Here is a 22,629-nt window from a genome sequence, read left to right as displayed (position 1 = left end):
CATGCAAATCACTATTAATCTCATAGATCAGGCAGCGCCGCTGTCGCTGGCGCAGGAGCGCCTGTGGCTGCTCAACCGCCTGAACCCGACGGATGCCGCTTACAACCTGACGCGCGCCTTCCGGCTGGACGGAGCGCTGGACGCCGCGGCTCTGGAGCGGGCGCTGGAAGCGCTGGCCTGGAGGCACGCCATCCTGCGGACGCGGTTCGAGGAGCGGGACGGGGCGCCGCAACAGGTCGTGCTGCCCCGTCCGACCCTCCGCCTGACGCGGAAAGCCGCCCAGCCCGACGACGCTGCGCTGGAGGAGCGCATCCGCGAGGAGACTCAGCGGCCATTCGACCTGTCCGCCGGCCCGCCGATCCGCGCGACGCTGCTGCCGCTGGCCGGCGGTGCGGCGGTGCTGCTGCTGGCGATGCACCACGTCCTGTCGGACGGCCCGTCCAACCCGATCCTGGCGCGCGACCTGATGACCGCCTATGTCGCAGCCCTGGCCGATTCGGAAGTCGAACCGGCTGCACTGCTGCCGCCGCTGGCCCTGCAATATGCCGATCATGCGCGGGCGCAGCGCGGCGAGGCGGCGCAGGCGCGCATCGAACGCGCGGTCGAGCGGGCCGTCGAACGGCTCGGCACCGGCATCCCGGCCCTGGAACTGCCCACAGACCGGCCGCGCCCGAGCCTTCGCGGCAGCGCCGGGGCGCGGGTCGAGTTCGCCCTGCCGGCAGAGACGGTTTCGGCCCTGCGCGCCCTGGCGCGGGCGGAATCCTGCACGCCCTTCATTCCGCTGCTGGCGGCATGGCAAGCGCTGCTCGGCCGCTGGTCCGGGCAGGATGATTTCGCCGTCGGCGTGCCGGACGCCGGACGGAACGACGAGGATTTGGAACCGCTGGTCGGCTTCTTCGTCGAGACCCAGGTCTTCCGGGCCCGCCTGACGCCCGGCCTGACCGGCCGCGCCCTCTGCCGGCGGCTGCGCGGCGAGGCGCTGGCGGCGCTGAGCGACGGGGCGGCCCCCATCGAGCGCCTGCTGGAACGGCTCGATCCGGTGCGGGACGGCAGCCGGACCCCGCTGTTCCAGACCCTGCTGAACCTGCGGATGGATGCCCCCGCTACTTTGCGGTTGCCGGGGCTGACCGTGACTGCGCTCCCGGTGCCGGAGACCACCGCCAAGCTGGATTTGGCGCTTGATGTGGCGGTGGGTGAGGCGGGGGCGGCCTGTGCGATCGACTATGCCACCGACCTGTTCGATGCCGCGACGGCCGAGCGTCTTGCCGACGGCTTCCGCACCCTGCTGGCCGGAATGCTGACCGATCCGGAGGCGGAACTGGCCGACCTGCCGCTGATGGCGCCGGCGGCGCGGGCGGAGGAGCTGACGCGCTGGAACGACACCGCCCTGGCGCAGGATCCGGCGGAGGACCTCGTGGCGATGGTGGAGCGCACCGCCGCCGATCTGCCGGACTGCGTCGCCCTGGTCTGCGGTGAAACGGCGCTGACCTTCCGCGCGCTGAATGCGCGGGCCAACCGGCTCGCCCGCTGGCTCGCCGCCCATGGGGTCGGTGCCGACAGTCTGGTGGCGGTGGGGCTGCCGCGCGGAGTCGACCTTCCGGTCGCGCTGCTGGCGATCCAGAAAGCGGGCGGCGCCTATCTGCCGCTCGATCCCGACCAGCCGGCGGCGCGCAATGCCCACATCCTGGCCCATGCCCGGCCGGTGCTGGTGATCGACGCGCCGCTGGCGGAGTTCGCCGCCGGATACGAGGAGTTGGCGGACGGCAATCTCGGCCGCCCGGTGCATCCGCGCCAGCTCGGCTACACGCTCTACACCTCGGGATCGACCGGCGTGCCGAAGGGCGTGCAGATCGACCGGCAGGCCTTCGCCAGCTTCCTCTACGCCATGCAGGCGCAGATCGGCCTCGCCGCCGACGACCGGCTGCTGGCGGTGACGACGCTGGGCTTCGACATCGCCGGGATGGAGCTGTTCCTGCCGCTGGTCGCCGGTGCCCGCGTCATCCTCGCCACGCGCGAGCAGGCCCATGATCCGCAAGCGCTCGCCGGGCTGATCGAACGCCACGGCGTCACCGTCCTGCAGGCGACGCCGGCAACCTGGCGCATGCTGCTGGACGCCACCGAGCAATCATGGCCGGGCCTGCGCGCGGTGTGCGGCGGCGAGGCGCTGGGTGCCGGGCTGGCCCGTCGCCTGCTGGCGCGCGGCGTGCGGCTGCTGAACGTCTATGGTCCCACCGAGACCACCGTCTGGTCCGCCGCCTGGCCGGTGGAGCGGGCCGGGGATGGCGACGGCACGGTTCCCATCGGCCATGCCGTCGCCAACAACCGGCTTTACATCCTGGACAGCCGGCTGGAACCGGTACCAAGCGGCGTGGCCGGCGATTTGTGGATCGGTGGGCTGGGGCTGGCGCGCGGCTATGGCGGACAACCGGGCCTGACCGCGGCCTCTTTCCTGCCGAACCCGTTCCCCGAGGACGGCGCACCCGGCGCCGGTGCCGGCAGCCGCATCTATCGCACCGGCGACCGCGCCCGGCGGCGCACCGACGGGGCCATCGAGTTCCTGGGCCGCAGCGACCATCAGATGAAGATCCGCGGCTTCCGCATCGAGGCGGCGGAGGTGGAAGCGGCGCTCGACAGCCACCCGCAGGTGCGCCAGTCCGTGGTCGCCGCCCATATGCCGGCCGCCGGCGATGCGCTGCTCTGCGCCTATCTGGTGACGGCCGACGGGACCGAGCCGCCGGATCTGCACGCCCATCTCGCCGCCCACCTGCCCGCCTACATGCTGCCGTCGGTCTGCGTCGTGCTGGACCGGCTGCCGCTGAACGCCAACGGCAAGATCGACCGCAAGGCGCTGCCGCTGCCAGACGCACCGGCGGGCTCCACCGGGTTCGAGCCGCCGGCCACCGACACCGAGGCGCGGCTGGCCGCGCTGTGGGAGGAGGTGCTGGAACGGCCGGGGCTCGGTGTCGCCGACGATTTCTTCCGGCTGGGCGGGCATTCCCTGCGGCTGGTCCGGCTGCAGACGCGCATCCGCGGCGCCTTCGGGCTCGACCTGCCGCTGGCCGAGCTGTTCCGCGCCCCGACCGTCCGCGCCATGGCCACCGTGATCGACTCCCGCGGCAGCCGGGACGAGGCGGACGACCTCGCCTTCATGGCCGGCCTGCTGGCAGGCGACGGGACGGCCGAATTGGGCGGTGCGCCATGAGCCTGCTGCTCTCCCTCCTGCGCCGCTTCCGCTGGCGCATGCCGCTGGCGCTGGGGTTGGGCGCCGCCGGGGCGCTGGCCGGTCTGTGGGTGATCGCGCTGGTCAACCGGCTGATCGCCGGGAGTGCGGCGCCCGACGCGCCGACCTTCGCGCTGATCGCCGTGCTGCTGGCGGCGGTGTTCGGCTTCGGCTTCGGTGCGCAGGCGATCCTGACGGCGCTGGGCCACCGTGTGGTGTGCGAGATGCGCACGGCGACGGTGAAGCGTCTGCTCGACACCGACGTGGAGCGGCTGGAGACCATCGGCGCCCCGGCGCTCTATGCCACCCTGACCAAGGACATCGCCACGGTCGGCCAGGCCTTCAACCGGCTGCCCTTCGTCTTCTGCAACGGCGTGCTGGTGCTGGGCGGCTTCCTCTATCTGGGCTGGCTGTCCTGGCAACTCTTCCTGCTCAGCGCCGCGGTGATCGGGCTGGGGGTGGGGGTTGCCTATGGCTGGGTGTCGGCGATGCGCCGGCTGATGGTCGAGGTGCGCGAAACCGACGACCGCCTGCTCGCCGGCTATCGCGGCGCGATCGAGGGCCGCAACGAACTGGCGCTGAACACGGTGCGCAAGCGCGTCTTCCACCGCCACGACGTTGCGGCGGCGGCGGAGCATGCCCGCGACACCGAGACCCGCGCCGACCGTTATTGGGTGCTGAGCCTGAGCTGGACCGCCCTGGTCATCCTCGGCCTGATCGCCGGCATCTTCGCCGCCGGCGAGGCGCTGGGCCTGCCGCGGCCGCACACCGCCGGCTTCGTGCTGGTGCTGATGTTCCTGCGCATGCCGCTGAACGATCTGGTCGGCACGCTGCCCATCCTGCTGTCCGGCAAGGTGGCGCTGGCGAAGGTCGAGGCGCTGCGCCTGGAAGCGCACCGCCCGGACTTCGACCGGCCGGAGCCGGCCTGCGCGGCGCTTCCCGCCAAGGGGCCGCTGCTCAGCCTGTCCGGTGTCGTCTACGACCATCCGGCCCAGGGCGACGAGCCCGGCTTCCACCTCGGCCCGGTCGAGCTGACGGTCGAGGCAGGAGAGACGCTGTTCATCGTCGGCGGCAACGGCGGCGGCAAGTCGACGCTGCTGACCCTGCTGGCCGGCCTGCGCCGGCCGGCCGCCGGCACCATCCGGCTGGGCGGGCTGGAGGTGACCGAGGAGCGTCGCGGCTGGCATCGCGAGCAGATCAGCGCCGTCTTCTCCACCCCCCACCTGTTCGACCGGCTGGTCGGCCCCGACGGCCGGCTGGACGAGGAGCTTGCCCAGGCATTCCTGCGCCGGTTGCGGCTGGACCGCAAGGTGGCGCTGGCCGGTGACCGCCTTTCCGACATCCGGCTGTCGCAGGGGCAGCGCAAGCGCATCGCCCTGCTGGCCGCGGTGGTGGAGGAACGGCCGATCCTGCTGCTCGACGAATGGGCGGCCGACCAGGATCCGCTGTTCCGCCGCTTCTTCTACGAGGAGCTGCTGCCCGAACTCAAACATGGCGGCCGCACCATCATCGCCGTCAGCCACGACGACCGCTTCTTCCACCTCGCCGACCGGGTGCTGCGCTGCGACGCCGGGGTGCTGTCGCCCTGGAGCGAGGTGCCGGTCCAGCCGGCGCATGCGGCGCAATGACCGCCGGGCGGCCGTCGGCCGAACCCCCATCCCTTTCCCAAACGCCTGTCGCCGCGCCTCGCGCGGCCGGACATGAGGAGGCGCTTTCGATGACCGCCGATTCCGACACCCTGACCGCGTCCGGCGGTGTTCCGGTGCCCTGCCGCGCGCTCGGCCGCCCGCTCCGCACCCTGTGGGACGGAGCCGACCTGACCGTCCGGCTGGACGGCGAGGTGCGGCAGCGCTGGCGGCTGTCCGGCGGGGCCGGGGCGGCCGAACTGACCCTGGTGGAGGATGCGGTGCCGGCGGCGGACGGCGACGGCCTCCGGCGTTTGAGCGCCTTCGCCGCGCTCGACGCGGCCTTCATCCGTGCCGACGACCCTGCGACCCTGCGGCTGACGGCTCCTGACCGCCTCGCCGAGGAGCTGCGCCTGGACGGCGTCGTGGTGGAGGATGCCGGCGGCACCCAGTTGGCGACGGCCGGCACCCTGTACCAGCGGCCCGACCTGTGGCTCCTGGGGGCCGGATCGGGCGGATATCCCCAGTCGCACATCGTCTCGAACGGCCGCTACCACCCGCGCCGGCCGCCCAAGCAGCAGGGCACGCTCTATGCCCGCCACATCCCCTGGCTGGAGCAGACGCTGTCCTTCCGGGTCGCCGACATCGGCATGGATCTGGAGCGCTTCCATCGCTGGCAGAACGACCCGCGGGTCGCCTTCTTCTGGCAGGAGGAGGGCGATCTGGCCAAGCACCGCGCCTATCTGGAGGCGCAGCTCGCCGATCCCCACACCATGCCGCTGATCGCCAGCCTGGACGGCGCGCCCTTCGGGTATTTCGAGGTCTATTGGGCCAAGGAGAACCGGATCGGCGCCTTCTATGACGCGCAGGATTACGACCGCGGCTGGCATGTGCTGATCGGCGAGGAGCATGTGCGCGGGCGGGCCTATGTCAGCGCGTGGCTGCCGTCGCTGGTGCATTTCATGTTCCTGGACGACCCGCGGACCCAGCGCATCGTCGGCGAACCGCGCGCCGACCATCACCAGCAGATCCGCAACCTCGACCGCTCCGGCTTCGCCAAGGTCAAGGAGTTCGATTTCCCGCACAAGCGGGCGATGCTGGTGATGCTGTTGCGCGAGCGCTATTTCGCCGACCGACTGTGGGTGCCGCGCGCCGACCCGGCGACGACGAAGCAGGGGGGCTGAGCGATGCACGGCATCCCCTCCCTCATCGGCGACAGCGGGCGGGTCCTGGACCTTGTCGGCGTCGGCTTTGGACCCTCGAACCTTGCCCTGGCGGTGGCGCTGCGCGAGGGCGGGACCGGTCTGGCCTGCCGCTTCCTGGAAAAGCGCGAAAGCTTCGTCTGGCACGGCAACATGCTGCTGGACGGCAGCCGGATGCAGATCTCGTTCCTGAAGGATCTTGTGTCGCTGCGCGATCCGACCAGCCGCTACAGCTTCCTCAGCTACCTGCACAGACAGGGGCGGCTGCAGGACTTCATCAATCTGCGGACCTTCTATCCCAGCCGGCGCGAGTTCAACGACTATCTCGCCTGGGTCGCCGCCGATTTCGACGATCTCTGCGACTATGGGCTGGAGGCGACGGCGATCGAGCCGGCGCGGGTGGGAGAGGCGGTGCCGCATGTCCGCGTCCATGCCCGTGACCGTGCCGGCCGCGAGCGGAGCTGGCTTGCCCGCAACGTCGTGATCGGCGCCGGGGCGACGCCGCTGATTCCCGACGCCTTCGACGGCCTCGTGCGCCGGGGTGGCGCTGAGGCGACCGGCCCGCTGGTGATCCATTCCAACGATTATCTGGCCGCCGCCGAGGAACTGGCGCGGGCCGGCCGGGTCGCGGTGATCGGGCTGGGGCAGAGCGCGGCCGAGATCTTCCTCGACCTGCACGGACGCGGCGTCGCGGTGGACATCATCGGGCGCGGGCCGGCGATGCGGCCGGCCGACAGCAGCCCCTTCGCCAATCAGGTCTTCGACGCCGGATACACCAACTATCTCTACGGCCTTCCCCCGGCCGAGCGTGCCGAACTGCTGCGCGCCTTCCACAACACCAACTACGCCGTGGTCGACCCCGACCTCATCGATGCCGTCTACGGCATCTTCTACCAGCAGAAGGTGGAGGGGGTGGCGCGCCACGCGATGTTGACCCGGCACGAGGTGGTGGCGGCCCGCAGCGGCAACGACGGTGGAACGACGCTCGACCTCGCCATCCTGGACGGCGGCGGGCGCAGCGAGCGCCGCTATGGCGCCGTGGTGCTGGCCACCGGCTATCGCCGCCGCATCCACGAGGACTTGCTGCAGCCAATGGAGCCCTGGCTGGCCGGCGGGGAGGTCGGGCGCGACTACCGCCTGCCGACGGTCCCCGGCTGCACCGCCGGCCTGTATCTGCAGGGCTGCTGCGAGGCGACGCATGGCCTCAGCGACACCCTTCTCTCCATCCTGCCGATCCGCGCGCAGGAAATCGCCACGGCCCTGACGGCGGACGCCGAGCGGGGCCGCGGCCAACAAATCCGCAAAACGACATCAGCACAGTGACGAATGGGGGACTTTCAGAATGAAGACCATTGGGCAGCCCGGACGCCGTTGGGGAAATAACAGGGGGCGCGTCCGTCTGCTGGGGTCGGTCGCGGCGGCAGCCCTGCTGCTGCCGGCCGTCGCACTGGCCCAGACTGCGGTCCAGAACGGGACGCAAAGCACCGGCAACGCCTCGTCCGAGACGATGACGCTGCCGACGATCGACGTCAGCGCCGACCGCCAGCGCGACGCCAACCCGCCGACCACCGTCGGCTCCAAGCTGCCGTCGGCGCCGCGCGAGGTGCCGCAGACCGTCACCACGGTGCCGCGCGAGCGCATTGAGGAACAGAAGCTCATCACGCTGGAAGACGCCATGCGGCAGACGCCGGGCGTCACGGTGGAGCCGATCGACGGCAACCGCCTGAACTTCTATTCGCGTGGCTTCGAGATCACCAACCTGCAGTTCGACGGCGTGCCGACGACGCTGGACGACCGCATCTTCGCCTCGCCCGATCTGGCGATGTATGAGCGGGTCGAGGTGCTGAAGGGGCCTGCCGGCCTGCTGAACGGCATGGGCGGGCCGGGCGGTGCCGTCAATCTGGTCCGCAAGACCCCGAAGAAGACGCTGGAAGGCTATGGCGAGCTGACCGCCAGTTCCTACGCCAACTATCGCGGCGAAGGGGACATCACCGGCTCGCTGAACGAATCCGGCAGCCTGCGCGGGCGTTTCGTCGGCGCCTATCAGGACCGCAACGCCTTCCAGGATTGGACGGAGCAGCGCCGCGGCCTCGCCTATGGCAGCATCGCCGCCGACCTGACGCCGGACACCACCCTGACGGCCGGCGCCTGGTACCAGCGCATGAGCTACCAGGGCGCCTGGAACCTGCCGGCCTATGCTTCGGTGGTGGGCGGACGGCCGCAGCTGCGCCTGCTCGACGTCGACCGCTCGACTTCGCTGGGCGAAAATTGGAACGAGGACGTCTTCACCACCAAGGGCGGCTTCGCCGACCTTGAGCACAAATTCGACAATGGCTGGGCGGTGAAGCTGGCCACCCATTACATCGACAACGAGATGGACCGGAAGATGGCGTATGCCTACGCGCCGGTCACGCCGGGGGTGAACCGGACGACGCTGTTCGCCCAGAAAGTCTGCTACGACCAGGAGCAAATGGGCGCCGATCTGTCGACCACCGGCAATTTCGGACTGTTCGGCCTGACCCACGAGGTGGCCGTCGGCGCCAATTACGAGCGGACGACCTTCCGCCACCGCGCGGCCAATCCGGTCGGCAGCTGGTCGGTGACGCAGAACATCTTCTCGCCCGACGCCGAGGCGGCCGAGCCGGCCTGGCGCGACTGGCAGAAGGACACCAAGACCACCACCGACAGCTGGGGCACCTACGGCGTCCTGCGCCTGAAGCTGGCCGAGCCGCTGAAGCTGATCGTCGGCGGGCGGATGAACTGGTGGCAGACCAAGGTCGATGCCGACGCCCTGGCCGGCACCCCGGAAAGCAGCGCGTCCGTCCGCGGCAAGGTCACGCCCTATGCCGGCCTCGTCTACGACGTCAACTCCACCTATGCTCTCTACACCAGCGTCTCGCAGGTGTACGAGCCGCAATCCTACGTTGATGCATCCGGCAAGGTGCTGGAGCCGCTGAAGGGCCGGCAGTATGAGGCCGGCATCAAGGCCGATTACTTCGGCGGCCGCCTGCACGCCACCGCCTCCGTCTTCCACATCGAGGAGGAGAACCGGCCGCAGTCCGACCCGCGCTTCCCCAACCAGTCCATCTACGTCTCCGGCGGCAAGGCGCAGAGCCGCGGCTTCGAGCTGGATGTCTCCGGCGAGATCCTGCCGGGCTGGGACGTCTATGCCGGTTACACCTTCACCCGCGCCAAGAGCCTGGACAGCAGCGCCAACGCCGCGAGCGCCTTCACCGCCATCGCGCCGATGCATCAGGTGAAGCTGTGGACCAACTACCGCCTGCCGGAGAGCATCGACGACCGTCTCAGCGTCGGTGGCGGCGTCACCGCCCAAAGCTCAATGTACAACGAGTTCCCGTCGCTCGGCGGCGCCCGCCTGACCCAGGGCGGCTATGCGACGGTGGACGCCCGCGTCGCCTATGACGTGACGGAGAAGGTGACGGCGGCGGTCAACGTCAAGAACCTGTTCGACCGAACCTATTACCAGCGCGTCGGCACGCCGCAGTCCGGCAACATCTATGGCGAGCCGCGCACCGTGCTGCTGACCCTGCGGGCGAAGCTGTGACGGCGGGCGCCGGCATCCCCACCGCCGGGAGGCGCGCGCCATCGCGCCTCCGCACCGCCGTGCGGGTGACGGCGGCGGTCTTCGGCGCCTATGGCTTCGCCTGGGGCATCGCCGCCTTCGGGGCGGAATTCGGGACGCTGGCCGGCATGGCCCCGGCCGAGGCGGTGACGGCGGCCAGCCTGCTGGCGCTCCTGGTGCTGCCGGCGGTGTCGCTGTGGGCCTTCGCGGTGCCGCGGGCCGGCGTCGGCTGGGCGGTGCTGGGCGGCGGCGCGGTCGTGATGATCGCCGCGTCGCGGCTTGTCGGGATCACGGCGCCATGACGGCGGCAAAGCGCAAGCTGATCAGCCCGGCGCTGCGCGCCGCGATGCTGTGGCCGCACACCTGGGCGGGGGTGACGCTCGGCGGATTGCTGATGCTGATCTTCTTCATGGGCTCGCTGGCGGTCTTCGCCTCCGAGATCGACCGCTGGATGATGCCGGACACCCGGATCGGCGCGGTGGAGGCGCCGGAGGCGGCGATTTCCCTCGACCGGACCGTGGTGCCGCTGGTGGAGCGGCTCGCCGCCGGCCGGGCTGTCCGCGACTGGTATGTGCAGCTGCCGGACGAGCGGCGCCCGGTGATGGCCCTGCGGGTGCGCACGGAAAGCGGCAATTCCGGCGGCATGGCGACGGCAGGCGGCACGCTGCTGCCGCCGGTGGGGACGCTGGGCGCCAGTTCCTTCTTCTATCCGCTTCATTACAGCCTGCACCTGCGGGCGGGCTTCGTCGGCTATTGGATCGTGTCCTTCGCGTCGGTGGCGATGCTGGCCGGGCTGATCTCCGGCGTCATCATCCATGCGCGGATCTTCAAGGACTTCTTCACCTTCCGCAGCTGGGGCCAGCTTCGCCGCTCGCTGCTCGACCTGCACAACCTGACCGGCGTGCTGGTGCTGCCGTTCCACCTGATGATCACCTTCACCGGGATCGTCATCATCCTGCCGATCGTGCTGCCGGCGGGCGTCCAGGCGCTTTATGGCGGAGACATCCAACGCTTCTACGACGACGCGCTCGGCAACTACAGCCGTCCGCGCGCCGGCATCCCGGCGCCGGCGGCCCCGCTCGACCCGATGGTGTCCGAGGCGAGGCGCCTGTGGGGCGGGGGAGAGCCCGCGGTGGTCTTCGTCTACAATGCGGGCGATGCCGCATCGGTGGTCCGCATCAACCGCGATACCAGCGACCGCATCAGCCTGGATGTCCAGCCGGTCTTCTTCGACGGCGTGACCGGCGCGCTGCTGAAGTACCGGCCGCCGGGACCGATGGTGGCGGCGCACCGGGTGATGTCGGGGCTGCATTTCGCCGCCTTCGAGCATTGGCCGCTGCGCTGGCTCTATTTCCTGTTCGGGTTGACGGGCTGCGTGCTGATCGGCACCGGCATGCTGCACTGGATGGAGAAGCGTCGCGTCGTCCATGGCCTGCCCGGCGTCGGCTGGCGCAGCGTCGCCGCCCTGACCTGCGGCACCACCACCGGGCTGCTGATCGCCACGCTGGCAATGATGGCGGCCAACCGCCTGCTGCCGTCCGGGATACCGTCACGCGAGCTGGTGGAGGTCGGCGTTTTCTTCCTGACCTGGATCGCCACTGCCGTTCATGCCGCCATCCGCACCCGGTCGGATCCGCCCTGGAGCAGCCAGTGCGCCGCCGTGGCCCTGCTGGCCGGGGCCTGCGTGGTGCTGAGCTGGGTCACCACCGGGGAGCATCCCGTCCGGGCGGCGGCGACCGGCGATTGGGCGGTGGTCGGCGTCGATGCGGTGCTGGCGCTGACGGCGGCCGGTGCCTGGAGCGTTTCGAGGCGTCTGGCCCGGCGTGCGCGGCCCGAGCCGTCCACCCTGTCGAGGCTGACCGACCATGCCTGATGTCCTGTCCTTCCCAGCGATTTTCGGCCTCTGCTACATCGCCTTCGCGGCGCTTGCCCTGACGGTGGAGCGGCACTGGCGCGATCTGGTCGAGTCCCGCCGTCCCCCGCCCAGGCGGACGGTCCTCCGCCTGCGCTGTGCCGCGGTGCTGAGCCTGACTGCAGCCCTGTCCGCGGCGGTGCACCGGGACGGCGCCGGTTTCGGTGTCCTGCTCTGGGTGCTGGCGCTGACCGCGGGTGCGCTCGCCGTCAGCGCCACGATCACATGGCGGTGTCGGCCGGCACGCGGCCGGACGCGGTGACGCTTCGGACGACCTCGGCAACCCTGTCCGGGTCGATCACGTCGCCCCGTGCGCCGCCCCGGCACAGGGCGCCGCGAAATCCCAGGATCGACGGACCCAGCATCGCCAGCGGGGCGATGTCGGCAAGCCTCAGGGACCCTGCCAGCCCCGCCCACAGCCCGGCACCGCGCGCCCGTCCGATGAAGTCCTCCAGCGCATCGTCCGGCACATGATCGCGGAGCGTGCGGCCGTCCTTCAGGCCGGTGTCCAGCATCACGCCGATGAAGCCGGCATCGGCCATGGCGCCGACCAGTTCCGGGGTGGGATCCGTCAAGTCGGCCAGGATGACGCCGACCAGCGCGGCGGCTCCGCGTGAATTCGCCGCCGCCGCGATGCAGGTCCGCGGATCGCCGCCGGCGCCGATCCCCATCTTGACGATGTCGACGCCGGTGGTCGCCGTGCCGGCGACGGCGGTCGCCACGCCGTCGGATTCCATCGGCAGGTCGCCGATGGTGGCGCTGACCAATTTCCGTCCGGCAACGGCCGCGAGACAGGCGCGGATCGTGGCGGCCGGCAAGGCGCCCAGGGCTCCCTCCCTCGGGTTCTTCAGGTCGATCAGGTCGGCGCCGGCCCTCACCGCGATCTCGGCTTCCTCGGGATTGGTCACGCTGGCGAGCATGCGGATCATGAGTGCACCTGCGGCTTGGTCACGTCGGGAGAGCGCATCTCGGCGCGGAAAGCGGCCACGCGGTCGCACAGCCAGCCCCAGGCCTCCCGCTCCCGCGGCCCGGCGGTCTTCTCGACGGCGATGGCGAGGTAGGCCATTTCACGCTCCACCTTTTCCCACGGCAGCATATGCAGGCGGCTGCAAAGGATCGCCGCTTCGATCACGGCGGCGGCGGCACGATTGTGGCCGGCGAACGGGCGATGCGCCTCTTCATGGACGCTCCGGCAATGGAAGCGCGGGCGTACCGGGTCGTCCTCCATCCGGACCACCTCCACCTCCCAGTGGGCGAGGCTGTCGGCCAGACGCACGCCGGCGATTGCGGTTGCGGGAACCAGCGGCCAGTCCCGCCGTCCGGTCAGGCAGCCGGCGAACAGCCGTGCATCGTCGGTGAGGTTGATCACGGCCCGTCCGGTGGCATCAAGCGCGGCGAGCGTGACGGAGGGGCGGAAGGGGGCGATCACGAGATCGTCGCCGTCGCGGGTGACGCCGAAGGGGGCGATGTGCGGGGTGCCGCCGGCGTCCAGCGTGGTGACGATGGTTTCGAGGATCATGATGCCTTTCCGCAGGCCCGGCGGCGCTCCTGCAGGGTCGTGCCCGCCGTCTTGAAGCCGTGGGCGTCGCTGTCCGGTTCGGCCGCCGCCTCTACCGTGCAGCCCCAGGAGAGGTCCTCGTCCTGGACATAACGCTTGCCGAGTTGCCAGGCGAGGAAGGCCTTCTGCAGCTCCACCCCCATGTAGAAGGCATGACCGCCATCCTCCGCCAGCCCGAGCAGGGGGTAGAGCTGGTAGGGATCGGTCGCCACATGGTGGCCGTCGCGGTTGTAGACATGGACGCCGTCCTCCGCCACCTCGATCCGGAAGGAGGGGTCGCGGATGCTGCGGGCGGTCTCCGCGATCTCGGCCGGGGTGCCGGCGTAGGGGCGGCGGTCGCGCAGAGCCATCAGCCCGTCGTCGATGCCCTTGGGCAGGCTGCCGCTTTCCGAGGCGGCATGCATGATCCGCCGCGCCCGGTCGGCCTCGCGCACCGCGGTGCGGGCGTGCGGGCTGACCTGAAGGGTGAGGACGGCGCCGATCGACAGTTCCGACACCGTGCCCATCAGAATGGCCGTCGTTCCCGTGGTGTCGGCGTCGGTCAGCTCGGTCAGGTTGCCGATCCCCATCAGCATCTCGATGTCGGGATAGCGCCGGCGCAGTTCGTGATAACGTACCACCGACTCCGTGTAGCCGTAATGGATGGGGTCCAGCACCGGATCGGCGAGGAAACGCCGGCCCGCCGCCCGCAGCCGGTCGACGGCGCGGCACAGCGAGTCGAGGTCGCGCGCCTTTCCCGGAATCAGGATCGGCGTGGCCGCCGTCCGGTCCAGCACCCACAGCGTGTCCTCACTGAGGCTCAGCATATAGGAGGCGCCGGCGGACGCGCCGCGCAGCAGTTCTTCCGGATCGGCGCTGTCGACGCTGACGGTGTGGCCGGCGGCGACCAGGGCGGCGACCGCGGCCTCCAGCCTGCCGAACCGTTCGCCGGGGTGGCAGCCGAGGTCGATGACGTCGGCGCCGTCGCGGCGTAGCCTTGCGGCGGTCTCCAGCAGATTGTCGATGGAGCGGTGGGGGGCGTCGATGATCTCGGCGAAGATCGTCACCGCATGGCGGGACAGGTCGGCCCGCGCCGCCCGCCCGCCGAGATAGGCGGGGATGTCGCGCAGTTCTTCCGGCCCGCGTTCGAAGGTGACGCCGAAATGTCCCGACAATGCCGCCAGATCGCATCGGGTCCGGCCGGGCAGGATCATCCGCGCGCCCGGCGGCGGCGGCGGAAGGCGCCGCTTGATCAGTTCCTCCGTCATCAGGGCGGCGACGCTGACGCCGATCTGCACCACCTCGAAGCCGAAGGCGGCGGGCGCCATCCCGTCGAGCACCGCCCGCAGGCGCGGCTCCGCCAGCTTTCCGGTTACGAAGACGATGTGGTCAGACATTCAAGACGCGCTTTCAGCGCCGCTTCGAGTTCGGGGACGGTTTCGACGACGGTGGTCGCCTCGAACCCGCGCAGCCGGTCGACGTTTTCCAGGTCGATGCGCCGCGGGTAGACCGGCACCATGCCGTGCGGCGCCTCCGTCTTCATTTCCGGCGCGGTGTCGCAGGCGAAGACGATGCAGGGCACCCGGCATTTGCCGGCCTGGGCGAAGGCGTTGGTCGGAAGCGTGTCGGAGATTCCCTGCACGCATTTGGCGACCGTGTTCGAGGTGGCCGGTCCCACCACCAGCGTGTGGTATTCGCCGAAATAGAACCGCCCGATCTGCGGGGCGCTTGCGGCGCGGTCGCGGAACAGGCGGGTGCCTGGCGGGAAGTTGCCGTCGCGGCGGCGGTACATGCGCATGACCTCCTCCGCCGCCTTGCTTAGGAAGACGTCGAGCGGCGGCAGCCGCGCCATCAGGTCGAGCGTCTCCTTGATGTAATGACCGGAACCGGTCAGCGCCCAGGCCAGCCTGGGCGATGCGGGTGGATTCGACATCTCGTTCATGCCCGCACGCCCGGCAGAAGTTCCACCTCCGGATTGCGCAGCAGGGCGCAGCCGGGAGTCGCGCGGCCGGCAAGCGCCTCTTCCATCAGAATGTGGTTGTCGCGATGGATGCACCAGCTTTCGCCGGAAAAGCGCGCGCGCCAGTGCGGAAAGGCCGCGTCGACCAGCCCGTCGCGCGCCAATGCCGCCGCATCGGTCGCAGAACAGGGGCAGGGCCCCGACTTGACCAGAACCAGTGCCGCCGCGTCCAGCTCCACCGCCAGCCACGCCGCGAGGCTGTCGGAGGTGACCTCCCAGCTTTCGGCGATCTCGGGATGGTCCAGCACCATGGCGGACGGCAGCCACACCGCCGGCATCCGTGCCCGGATTAGCGACCGCAGCCGCTCGTGCGTCGCCGCCGTCTGCAGCGCCGGGCAGATGCCGTGCAGCATCAGCCCGAACTGTTCCATCGCCAGCAGGGCCATGCGGTGGGCGAGGCGGTCGTCGAAGCGCCAATTGTCCTGGGCATCGCGCACGGCGTCGGCGAAGGGGCCGCCGCCCGGAACGATGACCAGAGGATGGAGATGGCCGGGACGGGCGATCAGATCCAACCAGGTTCCCAGCCGGTGCCAGTCCGACAGGCTGCCGCCGATCTTGATCACCCAGGGCCGCGCCGCGGCGTCGGACGATCTGTCGGTCGGCAATCCGTCTACCGGCGATGTGTTGGCCGTCATCGGATCAGATCCGCCGGTCGGCCATGACCATCAGGCGATGTGACGCCGGCAGGGACGAGCCCGGCATCTGGTCGCGCGTCCGCTCTAGCCGGATGCCCGGAACCGCGACCCCGTTGTAAATGTCCAGTTTCGCCACCGACACGCGGGCCGACTGCACCTGTTCGTGGGCCAGACACATGCGGGCGATCTTCTCCGCCAGCAACTCGACCAGATTGGTGTGCTCGTCCATCAGGATCCGTTTCAGCCCGGACAGCAGGTCGTCGTAGGACAGCACGTCGCCGATATCGTCGGAGAACTGGGCTCCGTCCTGGCGCACCTGCAGCAGAAGGTCGATGCGCACCCGCTGAGGCGCACCGCGCTCGTAATCGAAGACGCCGATCCGGCAGGGCAGGACGACGTTCTCCAGGAACAGCTCGTAGAGGCCGGCCGGGATGGAGGACCGCTGCGCGTCGGCCGTGGCCGCGCCGCGCGCGCATTGGGCGGAAAGGATCGTTTCGAGCATCGGTGCCGTCCTCCTGGCAGTTGTCCGGCGGGGCCTGACGCGGATCTGGTGTCGGGCAGGCCGATTTATACCTTATCGGCGACCGCAGGAGGATATGTGTTCGAATGCGACACCTTAATGACGATTCCCGCCGCCGCCCCCCTGTTTCCCGGAGTTGAGCCTTTTCCGTACCGGCCGCATCAGGTCAGGCCGGCGAACTCGTGCGCGGCGGCAAGCGGGCTGTGCCGCTGGCTCTGGCGGTCGCTGCGCGGGGCGACGCCGAAGTGATCGCGGTAGCATTTACTGAAATGGGTGGCGGAAATGAAGCCGCAGCTGATCGACACCTCCATCACCGACATGCGGGTCTGGCACAGCAGCTGTCGCGCCCGCTTCATCCTGAGTCCGAGATAGTATTTCGCCGGCGAGCAGTTCATGTATTTGCGGAACAGCCGCTCCAGATTCCGGCGGGACTGGCCCAGTTCCGCGGCGAGCGTCAGCAGGTCCAGCGGTTCCTCGATGTTGGCCTGCATCACCGCCACGGCGGCGTTGAGGTCTTCGTGATCCAGCACCGGATTGGCATGCAGTTCTTCCTGCTGGCGGATGCTGCCGGCCCGGATTTTGGTGTGCAGAAGCTGTTCGGCGATGTCCATCGCCAGCTTCTCGCCATGGCGGGCGGCGATCAGGTGCAGCATCATGTCGGTGGCGGCGGTGCCGCCCGCGCAGGTGAAGCGGTTGCGGTCGATGGTGAACAGCTCCCCCGTCGCCTCGATCTCCGGGAAGGTCTCGGCGAAGCCGGCCATGTTCTCCCAATGGATGGTGCAGCGGTAGCCGTTCAGCAGGCCGGCCCGGGCCAGGATGTGGCTGGCCGTGCACAGGGCGCCGAAGGCGATCCCCTGGGCGGCCGCCCGCCGCATCCACGAGAAAACCGTGCGATCTTCGAACCAGTGGCCTCCGACGCCGCTGCAGACCATCACGGTGGACAGCTGAGGCGCATCGGCGATGGCATGGTCGACGCAGATCCGGATGCCGTTGCTGGCCCGCTCGACCCCGCCGGTGGGGGACAGCAGCACCCACCGATATAGTTCCTTGCCGCTGATGTGGTTGGCAAGGCGGAGAGGCTCCACCGCCGCGGTGAAGGCGATCATGGAGAAATCGGGAACCAGGAGAAAACCGATCGTGTCGACGGCGGAACCGCCGGACTGCTGTTCAATGCACTTCATTGTCCCGTGCCCCTATTCCGCATGCCTGTTCGTGTGTCGTGGGTCGCGAATGGTCGGCGAACACGCTGCTTTCCCGCGGCCTTGTTTGCTTGGGCGGCCACGTTCGGACGGGCGGGAGGATGATCCTTCTCCGCACCATCAAGTTTTTATGACAAGCAGCCTACGCAGGTTGCGGCCCGGCGACATTGAACAAAGCGGACATTATCCTTGAAGGAGCGCGACGTTGATCGAATCGGGATTGTTTTTTATGCAAATCATCCGGGTGTGCGAACGATAATATCATCCGGCGGGGTAATCCCACACACCCCGAACGGCTGGGTCCGGATGATCATTGGGCTGATGCTTTTTTAAACGCAGGACAGCAGCTCGCCGCGTCCGCCGAAGCCACGGTCGCCCAGCCAGCGGCGTGCCCATCCGGTCATGCCCCGGCAGGCGGGTGGAACCCCGTCCAGTTCGGACAGGTGATTGTCCAAAAGTGACAGGAAGGGCAGCTGGTTGAGACCGCAGTCGGCGAATCCCGGCAGCGCATCGATCTCGCCGCGGAACAGGACGGTGCCGTTCCGCATGCCATGGCCGGTGGCGGCGCCCGGCCTGCCGCCGATCAACAGGCTGCCGGCGTTCATGTGCAGGGCGGCATAGGCCCCGACGTCGCCGCCGACCGCGATCAGTCCGCGCCGCATGCGCTCGCCGACACGGTCGCCGCAACTGCCCCGGACCAGGATCCGCCCGCCCGTCATGCCCGCCCGTTCGCCCGGCAGGGCGCCGCCCAGCTCGTTGCCGGCATCGCCGCATATGGTCAGCACGCCGCCGCGCATGGCGGCACCCGCCGCCAGCCCGGCCGTTCCCTCCACCACCAGGGATCCGCCGCTCATGCCGGTGCCGGCGCGGTGGCCGACCGCTCCGGCGACGCGGATGGTGCCGCCGGACAGTCCCGCCCCGACGAAGTCGAGCCGCTCGTCGCCCTCCAGTTCGACGGTGTCGCCGGGGCTGCCCGACAGGTCGAACAGGTCGCCCACCGCGATTTGTCCCCGGCCGAGCCGAAGGGTCAAGGCGGCGATCTCCCTCGGGTCCATCGCCGCCAGCCGGTGCGGCAGCAGGGGAGAGGCATCGACGCGGCCGGTCAACGGGCCTTTCAGGCGGAAGCTCAGCACGCTCATGGCAGCAGCTCGTGAAGGTGGAAGTGGTGGCGGCCCAGCTTGCCGCCGTAATTGCCGGCGGTGACGCCCCACACGCCGGAGCCCCGACCGCGCTCGATCAGGCATTTCAGCCCCGCGGTGGTGGCTGCCGCGACGTCGGCCGCCGTCAGTCCGTCGATGACGATCTCCAGCACCGATTCCACCTCCGCCGGCAGGCGGGAGCGGGGCAGTCCCCGCAGCGTCGGGCAATAGGCATCGTTGGTGGAGGCCGGCATCCCCTTATACTTCGCCCCCACCTTGGAGCCGGAGCGCACGACCCCGCCGGGGAACGGCAGCACCACGTTGGGCACGGCGCGCATGGCGTCCGCCGCCGCCTCCGCCGCCTCCAGCGCCGCCATCCGTGCGTCGGCAAGGATCAGCAGGTTGCCGCCGCCGACCGCCGGGACGCTCCAGCTCGATTCCTCGCACAGGAATTCGCCGTCCATCACCGGGATGCGCCAATAGCGCCGGCCGCCCAGCAGCTTGGACATCTGCTGCCCGTCGCCGAAATAGCGCAGCTTCTGACCCAGCGGTATCAGATCCTCCCTGGCGCCGCGCGGCACGCCGGAGAAGCAGGCGGTGCCGGGGCAGGTCAGGATGCATTGGCCGAGCCGGGTCTCCACCTGCTTGCCCAGCACGCTGCGCCCGGTGGCGAAGAACAGCAGGGACACGCCGGGGCGCCCGTCCGGGGTTTCCTCCGGCGCCAGCTCACGCTCGATTCCCGCCTCGCAGCCGCAGGCGATGACCGAGGTGGCGAATCCGGTCGCCGCCATCCCGGCATGGCGCGCCCAGGCTGGCGTGTCGGCGGTCACGATCAGCCGGGTCGCCTTCATGTCGAAGGCCTCGGCATAGGTGTTCTCGATGTGGATGCCGTTCAGAAGCATGAGTCGGACGCCGTCAGAGTCGGAACGATGGACAGGCCACCGCGGCCATGGTCGAGGATCTCCCCGTCCGCGATGCGGAAGTTGCCGAGCCGTACGGTCTGGTGATCCTCGAACCACGGCTTCAGCCGCCGTTCGATGGCGGAATCGAACTCCGGCCGGACGACGATGGTGTCGCCCCAGCCGGTTGCGGTCAGCTGTCCGTTCCGCGCCACCAGCCGGTCGTTCTTGAACACCAGCGCAGGCGCGGCGAACATCGCCTCGCGGTCGGGCAAATCGTCGTACACCACCACGTCGGCGACGGCGCCGGGGCGCAGATGGCCGCGGTCGCGCAGGCCCAGCACGCGGGCGGGGCCGGCGCGGGTCATGATGGCGATCTCCTCCAGCGTGTATTCGCGGTCGATGGAGCCGAGCCGGCTGTGCGCCGCCACGTCGGGATTGATCCGCGCCAGCTGCTCGTTGCGGAAGCTCCGGTCCATCAGCAGGCGGATCAGGTGCGGATAGCTGGTGAAGGGGCCGCCGTTCGGATGGTCGGTGGTCAGATAGACCCGCCAGGGATCGTCGATCAGCAGAAACAGTTCCAGCCCGATGGCCCATTGCAGGGCGTTGACGAAGGCCTTGTCGCGATAGCGGAACGGCACCAGCCCGCAGCCGCCGTCGCATTCGATGTCGGTGCACACCCATTTGCGTGGGCTGGCGAGGCCGCTGTTGCGGAACTGCGACATGATGTCGGCCGACGCGGTGATGGTCTGGCCGAAGATGATCTGGCCGACATCGACTGAGATGTTCGGGCTGCGGTTCACCGACTCAGCGATCTCGGCGGCGGCCGAGGAGAAGCGGCGGTCGCCCTCCGTCCCATAGCTGTGGAATTGCAGGTGGGTCAGGTGGGCGGGCAGCCCGTCGAGCGCGGCGATGGTGTCGCGCGTCACCGATTCATTGCCGGGGATGCCCAGATTGTTGCAGTGGATGTGCAGCGGATGCGGCACCCCCAGGTCTGACAGCGCGGTGGCCAGCGTGGTCAGGATGCGGCGCGGCGTGATCCCGTAATGGGGATGCGCCTCGTCCAGGTTCAGGCGGCGCTGGTTGAACTTGAAGGCGCTGATACCGCCGGGATTCACCACCTTGACGCCGACCGCCTGGGTGGCGTGCAGCATCCAGGCGACATAGTCGTTGACCTCCGACTGTGTTGCCCCGGCCGCCATCCGCTCCAGCAGGAAATCGTCGTTGCCGAGGACGGCGTAGCAGCCTTTGTCGATGATCGGGACGTCGGCCAGTTCCAGATGGGTGTGGCGGGCGTTGGACGGCAGCATCGCCGGCTCGAACGCCGCGGTGTAGCCCATTTCGGCATAGCGATAGCCGGTGACGAAGCTGGACGGGGTGAACAGACCGCTGCCCGACCGGCGCAGACCGTCGGGGCCGCTGCCATGCTCGCGATGCTCCTCCGGCAACAGCAGGCGGGCGAGATTGACCTTGCCGCCGCCGATGTGGCTGTGGATGTCGATGGCGCCGGCCATGACGATGCGGCCGTCCAGATCGACAACCTCCCCGATGCGGGCATCCGCCGGCGGCGTCGCGGCGATGCGGCCGTCCTTCAGATACAGGTCGCGCAGATCGCCGCCGATCATGGCCCCGGTGGGGTCGCAGACGCGGCCGCCGCGCAGCAGGGTGTAGGCGTCAGACATGCGCTGTCTCTCGGATCAGGACGGGAAGAGGGGAGGCGGGAAGCCGGTCGAGCAGGGCGTTCAGCACCGCCGCGGCAGTCGGCAGGGTGGCGGCGGAGGATTCGGGATACCGCAGCCGGCGCAGCGGCAGGGCGGCGACGCCGTCGCCGCGGTGGACACTGCCGGCATGGTCGAGGCCGGGGATGGCGACCGGGATCAGCACCTCCGGGTCGTGGGGCAGCGGCTGTCCGGGACGGGCCAGCACGATCATCGGGGTGCGGCTGTCCGGCACCTCCGCCCCGTTCAGCGCCGATAGCCAGAGCAGCGCATCGACCCCGCCCTCGGCCAGCAGGCTCTTCAGCCGGTAGCGCAGCGGATCATGCTCCGGCGGGCCGGCACCCAGGCGGGACCGCAGCGGCACGCCATATTGCCAGGCGCAAACATAGTTGGCGCCCAAGGCATTGCCCTTGCCGCCCAGCGACAGGCCGGCGCAGCGGGTGGAGGCGTTGGCGGTCACGACCAGCCGGTTGAAGGCTTCGACCGCGACATCGCCGGCCGCCGGGTCCAGCGTGGCGGAAACCCAGCCGACGACGCCGAAGCGCGCCTCGCGCAATGCCATGGCGACACGGGCGAGATCCGCCATCGCGATGCCGCCCACCCGGTCGCCATGCGGGGTTTCGCCGGCCACCAGCTGCGACAGCGCGGCTGCGATGGCGGGGGCGTAGCGCAGATCGGCGGTCAGACGTTCGAACCCATCCGGCGCCGGGCCGTCGCCGGGACCGATGAGAAAGCCGCGCGCGGCGCCGGCTTCGCGGAACAGGGCCGTCGGCGGCCGGATGAGCCGGTCGAACAGCCGGGGAGCGTGGCGGTCGAACTCCGTCCCGAACAGCACGAACAGGTCGGCACGGTTGCGCACTTCGCCGAAGGTGGCGGTCATGGCGCCGGTCACCTGCAGGGCGCGCAGGCCGTGGAACAGGCTGTCGGACGCGGCATGGTCGACCACCGCACCCAGCCGTTCCGCCAGCGCCAGGGCCGCGGAAACCCCTTCGGTGTCGGCGGCCATTCCGCCGACGGCCGGAAAGGCGGCGTTCCGCAGCAATGCCGCCGCCGCGTCCAGTGCCGCGTCGAGCGGTACGGCACGGCCCTTGATGAAGCAATGGGCCGGCAATGCCGGTAGGGCGAACAGGGTGCGCGACCGTGCGCAGCCGTTGCCGGTCACCCTGAGCCGGCCGACCCGATCATGTGCAACAGTAAGGTCGTCACAGGCCATTGCGCAGAACGGGCAAACGACATCGCTCATCGGTGGCGGAAGATCGGTCCCGCCGAGTTCGTTGTCCATGTCCTAAACCCCGCACGTGATGTCGATTGCGACGAGTTCTGCAAAGATGTTGATGCGTAAAATCGCGCCCGATTTCTTCGTAAGAAACGAGATAAACAGGGGTGCCGATGTCGTGTTTACTTTGTTTATGCGATTTTA

Annotated in this window: 19 protein-coding genes; 8 read left to right on the top strand and 11 right to left on the bottom strand. The window is 69.8% G+C overall.

Translation table 11 applies throughout. From position 1 onward, the window contains the following. Position 1: 1 nt before the first annotated feature. The 8 genes from PWS46_RS30595 (at position 2) to PWS46_RS30560 (ending at position 11,804) form a co-directional block, all read left to right on the top strand. On the top strand, positions 2-3,202 hold the full coding sequence (locus PWS46_RS30595) for an amino acid adenylation domain-containing protein (protein WP_434625800.1): 3,201 nt from the start codon (positions 2-4) through the stop codon (positions 3,200-3,202). After that, the gene (locus PWS46_RS30590; RefSeq protein ID WP_434625798.1) at positions 3,199-4,848 is read left to right on the top strand and encodes a cyclic peptide export ABC transporter; all 1,650 of its coding nucleotides are present in this window, start codon (positions 3,199-3,201) and stop codon (positions 4,846-4,848) included. The genes PWS46_RS30595 and PWS46_RS30590 overlap by 4 nt, the downstream gene beginning before the upstream one ends. Positions 4,849-4,937: 89 nt before the next feature. After that, a complete protein-coding gene (locus tag PWS46_RS30585; protein ID WP_434625796.1) occupies positions 4,938-6,029 on the top strand; it encodes a GNAT family N-acetyltransferase in 1,092 nt (363 codons plus the stop codon). 3 nt (positions 6,030-6,032) lie between these two features. Continuing rightward, complete coding sequence (locus PWS46_RS30580; RefSeq protein WP_434625794.1) at positions 6,033-7,370, top strand: lysine N(6)-hydroxylase/L-ornithine N(5)-oxygenase family protein; 1,338 nt, start codon at positions 6,033-6,035, stop codon at positions 7,368-7,370. A 19-nt stretch (positions 7,371-7,389) separates the two neighbouring features. Next, complete coding sequence (locus PWS46_RS30575; protein ID WP_434625792.1) at positions 7,390-9,612, top strand: TonB-dependent siderophore receptor; 2,223 nt, start codon at positions 7,390-7,392, stop codon at positions 9,610-9,612. After that, positions 9,609-9,932 (top strand): hypothetical protein, encoded by a 324-nt coding sequence (locus PWS46_RS30570; RefSeq protein ID WP_434625791.1) that lies wholly within the window; start codon positions 9,609-9,611, stop codon positions 9,930-9,932. The genes PWS46_RS30575 and PWS46_RS30570 overlap by 4 nt, the downstream gene beginning before the upstream one ends. Further along, the gene (locus tag PWS46_RS30565; RefSeq protein ID WP_434625789.1) at positions 9,929-11,503 is read left to right on the top strand and encodes a PepSY-associated TM helix domain-containing protein; all 1,575 of its coding nucleotides are present in this window, start codon (positions 9,929-9,931) and stop codon (positions 11,501-11,503) included. The genes PWS46_RS30570 and PWS46_RS30565 overlap by 4 nt, the downstream gene beginning before the upstream one ends. Continuing rightward, positions 11,496-11,804, top strand: coding sequence for a DUF3325 domain-containing protein (locus PWS46_RS30560; RefSeq protein ID WP_434625787.1), 309 nt, complete (start codon positions 11,496-11,498; stop codon positions 11,802-11,804). The genes PWS46_RS30565 and PWS46_RS30560 overlap by 8 nt, the downstream gene beginning before the upstream one ends. Here PWS46_RS30560 and PWS46_RS30555 read toward each other — a convergent pair. The 11 genes from PWS46_RS30555 to PWS46_RS30505 all read right to left on the bottom strand — a co-directional run bounded on the left by PWS46_RS30555 (position 11,764) and on the right by PWS46_RS30505 (position 22,491). After that, positions 11,764-12,471, bottom strand: coding sequence for a (5-formylfuran-3-yl)methyl phosphate synthase (locus PWS46_RS30555; RefSeq protein WP_434625786.1), 708 nt, complete (start codon positions 12,469-12,471; stop codon positions 11,764-11,766). The genes PWS46_RS30560 and PWS46_RS30555 overlap by 41 nt on opposite strands. Beyond that, entirely contained in the window at positions 12,468-13,061 is a 594-nt protein-coding gene (locus tag PWS46_RS30550) for a DUF447 domain-containing protein (RefSeq protein ID WP_434625784.1), read from the bottom strand. Before PWS46_RS30550 ends, PWS46_RS30555 begins: the two co-directional genes overlap by 4 nt. Then, positions 13,058-14,476 carry a DUF6513 domain-containing protein gene (locus tag PWS46_RS30545; protein WP_434625782.1) on the bottom strand — a complete coding sequence of 473 codons (1,419 nt, stop codon included), beginning with the start codon at positions 14,474-14,476 and terminating at the stop codon, positions 13,058-13,060. The genes PWS46_RS30550 and PWS46_RS30545 overlap by 4 nt, the downstream gene beginning before the upstream one ends. Further along, positions 14,452-15,012 carry a flavoprotein gene (locus tag PWS46_RS30540; protein WP_434626042.1) on the bottom strand — a complete coding sequence of 187 codons (561 nt, stop codon included), beginning with the start codon at positions 15,010-15,012 and terminating at the stop codon, positions 14,452-14,454. Before PWS46_RS30540 ends, PWS46_RS30545 begins: the two co-directional genes overlap by 25 nt. A gap of 5 nt (positions 15,013-15,017) precedes the next feature. Further along, positions 15,018-15,734 (bottom strand): uridylate kinase, encoded by a 717-nt coding sequence (locus PWS46_RS30535; RefSeq protein WP_434625780.1) that lies wholly within the window; start codon positions 15,732-15,734, stop codon positions 15,018-15,020. Positions 15,735-15,738: 4 nt separating this feature from the next. Next, entirely contained in the window at positions 15,739-16,236 is a 498-nt protein-coding gene (locus PWS46_RS30530; RefSeq protein WP_434625778.1) for a dihydroneopterin aldolase, read from the bottom strand. Positions 16,237-16,415: 179 nt separating this feature from the next. Then, positions 16,416-17,435 carry a GlxA family transcriptional regulator gene (locus PWS46_RS30525; protein ID WP_434625776.1) on the bottom strand — a complete coding sequence of 340 codons (1,020 nt, stop codon included), beginning with the start codon at positions 17,433-17,435 and terminating at the stop codon, positions 16,416-16,418. Positions 17,436-17,782: 347 nt separating this feature from the next. Next, positions 17,783-18,592 carry a formylmethanofuran dehydrogenase subunit C gene (locus PWS46_RS30520; protein WP_434625774.1) on the bottom strand — a complete coding sequence of 270 codons (810 nt, stop codon included), beginning with the start codon at positions 18,590-18,592 and terminating at the stop codon, positions 17,783-17,785. Further along, positions 18,589-19,494, bottom strand: coding sequence for a formylmethanofuran--tetrahydromethanopterin N-formyltransferase (gene fhcD / locus PWS46_RS30515; protein ID WP_434625772.1), 906 nt, complete (start codon positions 19,492-19,494; stop codon positions 18,589-18,591). The genes PWS46_RS30520 and fhcD overlap by 4 nt, the downstream gene beginning before the upstream one ends. Beyond that, positions 19,485-21,173: a formylmethanofuran dehydrogenase subunit A gene (locus PWS46_RS30510; RefSeq protein ID WP_434625770.1), complete on the bottom strand. Its 1,689-nt coding sequence runs from the start codon at positions 21,171-21,173 to the stop codon at positions 19,485-19,487. The genes fhcD and PWS46_RS30510 overlap by 10 nt, the downstream gene beginning before the upstream one ends. After that, complete coding sequence (locus PWS46_RS30505; protein ID WP_434625768.1) at positions 21,166-22,491, bottom strand: formylmethanofuran dehydrogenase; 1,326 nt, start codon at positions 22,489-22,491, stop codon at positions 21,166-21,168. Before PWS46_RS30505 ends, PWS46_RS30510 begins: the two co-directional genes overlap by 8 nt. Positions 22,492-22,629 lie beyond the last annotated feature (138 nt).

Source organism: Azospirillum sp. B2RO_4 (genome assembly GCF_051124815.1).
Taxonomy (GTDB): Bacteria; Pseudomonadota; Alphaproteobacteria; order Azospirillales; family Azospirillaceae; genus Azospirillum.
The sequence above is the reverse complement of the archived record's forward strand: the minus strand, read 5'-3'. Positions and strand labels throughout refer to the sequence as shown.

Coding starts and splice junctions, on each gene's coding strand:
- PWS46_RS30595 (WP_434625800.1), top strand. CDS start 2: ATGCAAATCACTATTAATCTCATAGATCAGGCAGCGCCGCTGTCGCTG.
- PWS46_RS30590 (WP_434625798.1), top strand. CDS start 3,199: ATGAGCCTGCTGCTCTCCCTCCTGCGCCGCTTCCGCTGGCGCATGCCG.
- PWS46_RS30585 (WP_434625796.1), top strand. CDS start 4,938: ATGACCGCCGATTCCGACACCCTGACCGCGTCCGGCGGTGTTCCGGTG.
- PWS46_RS30580 (WP_434625794.1), top strand. CDS start 6,033: ATGCACGGCATCCCCTCCCTCATCGGCGACAGCGGGCGGGTCCTGGAC.
- PWS46_RS30575 (WP_434625792.1), top strand. CDS start 7,390: ATGAAGACCATTGGGCAGCCCGGACGCCGTTGGGGAAATAACAGGGGG.
- PWS46_RS30565 (WP_434625789.1), top strand. CDS start 9,929: ATGACGGCGGCAAAGCGCAAGCTGATCAGCCCGGCGCTGCGCGCCGCG.
- PWS46_RS30560 (WP_434625787.1), top strand. CDS start 11,496: ATGCCTGATGTCCTGTCCTTCCCAGCGATTTTCGGCCTCTGCTACATC.
- PWS46_RS30555 (WP_434625786.1), bottom strand. CDS start 12,471: ATGATCCGCATGCTCGCCAGCGTGACCAATCCCGAGGAAGCCGAGATC.
- PWS46_RS30550 (WP_434625784.1), bottom strand. CDS start 13,061: ATGATCCTCGAAACCATCGTCACCACGCTGGACGCCGGCGGCACCCCG.
- PWS46_RS30545 (WP_434625782.1), bottom strand. CDS start 14,476: ATGTCTGACCACATCGTCTTCGTAACCGGAAAGCTGGCGGAGCCGCGC.
- PWS46_RS30540 (WP_434626042.1), bottom strand. CDS start 15,012: ATGTCGAATCCACCCGCATCGCCCAGGCTGGCCTGGGCGCTGACCGGT.
- PWS46_RS30535 (WP_434625780.1), bottom strand. CDS start 15,734: ATGACGGCCAACACATCGCCGGTAGACGGATTGCCGACCGACAGATCG.
- PWS46_RS30530 (WP_434625778.1), bottom strand. CDS start 16,236: ATGCTCGAAACGATCCTTTCCGCCCAATGCGCGCGCGGCGCGGCCACG.
- PWS46_RS30525 (WP_434625776.1), bottom strand. CDS start 17,435: ATGAAGTGCATTGAACAGCAGTCCGGCGGTTCCGCCGTCGACACGATC.
- PWS46_RS30520 (WP_434625774.1), bottom strand. CDS start 18,592: ATGAGCGTGCTGAGCTTCCGCCTGAAAGGCCCGTTGACCGGCCGCGTC.
- fhcD (WP_434625772.1), bottom strand. CDS start 19,494: ATGCTTCTGAACGGCATCCACATCGAGAACACCTATGCCGAGGCCTTC.
- PWS46_RS30510 (WP_434625770.1), bottom strand. CDS start 21,173: ATGTCTGACGCCTACACCCTGCTGCGCGGCGGCCGCGTCTGCGACCCC.
- PWS46_RS30505 (WP_434625768.1), bottom strand. CDS start 22,491: ATGGACAACGAACTCGGCGGGACCGATCTTCCGCCACCGATGAGCGAT.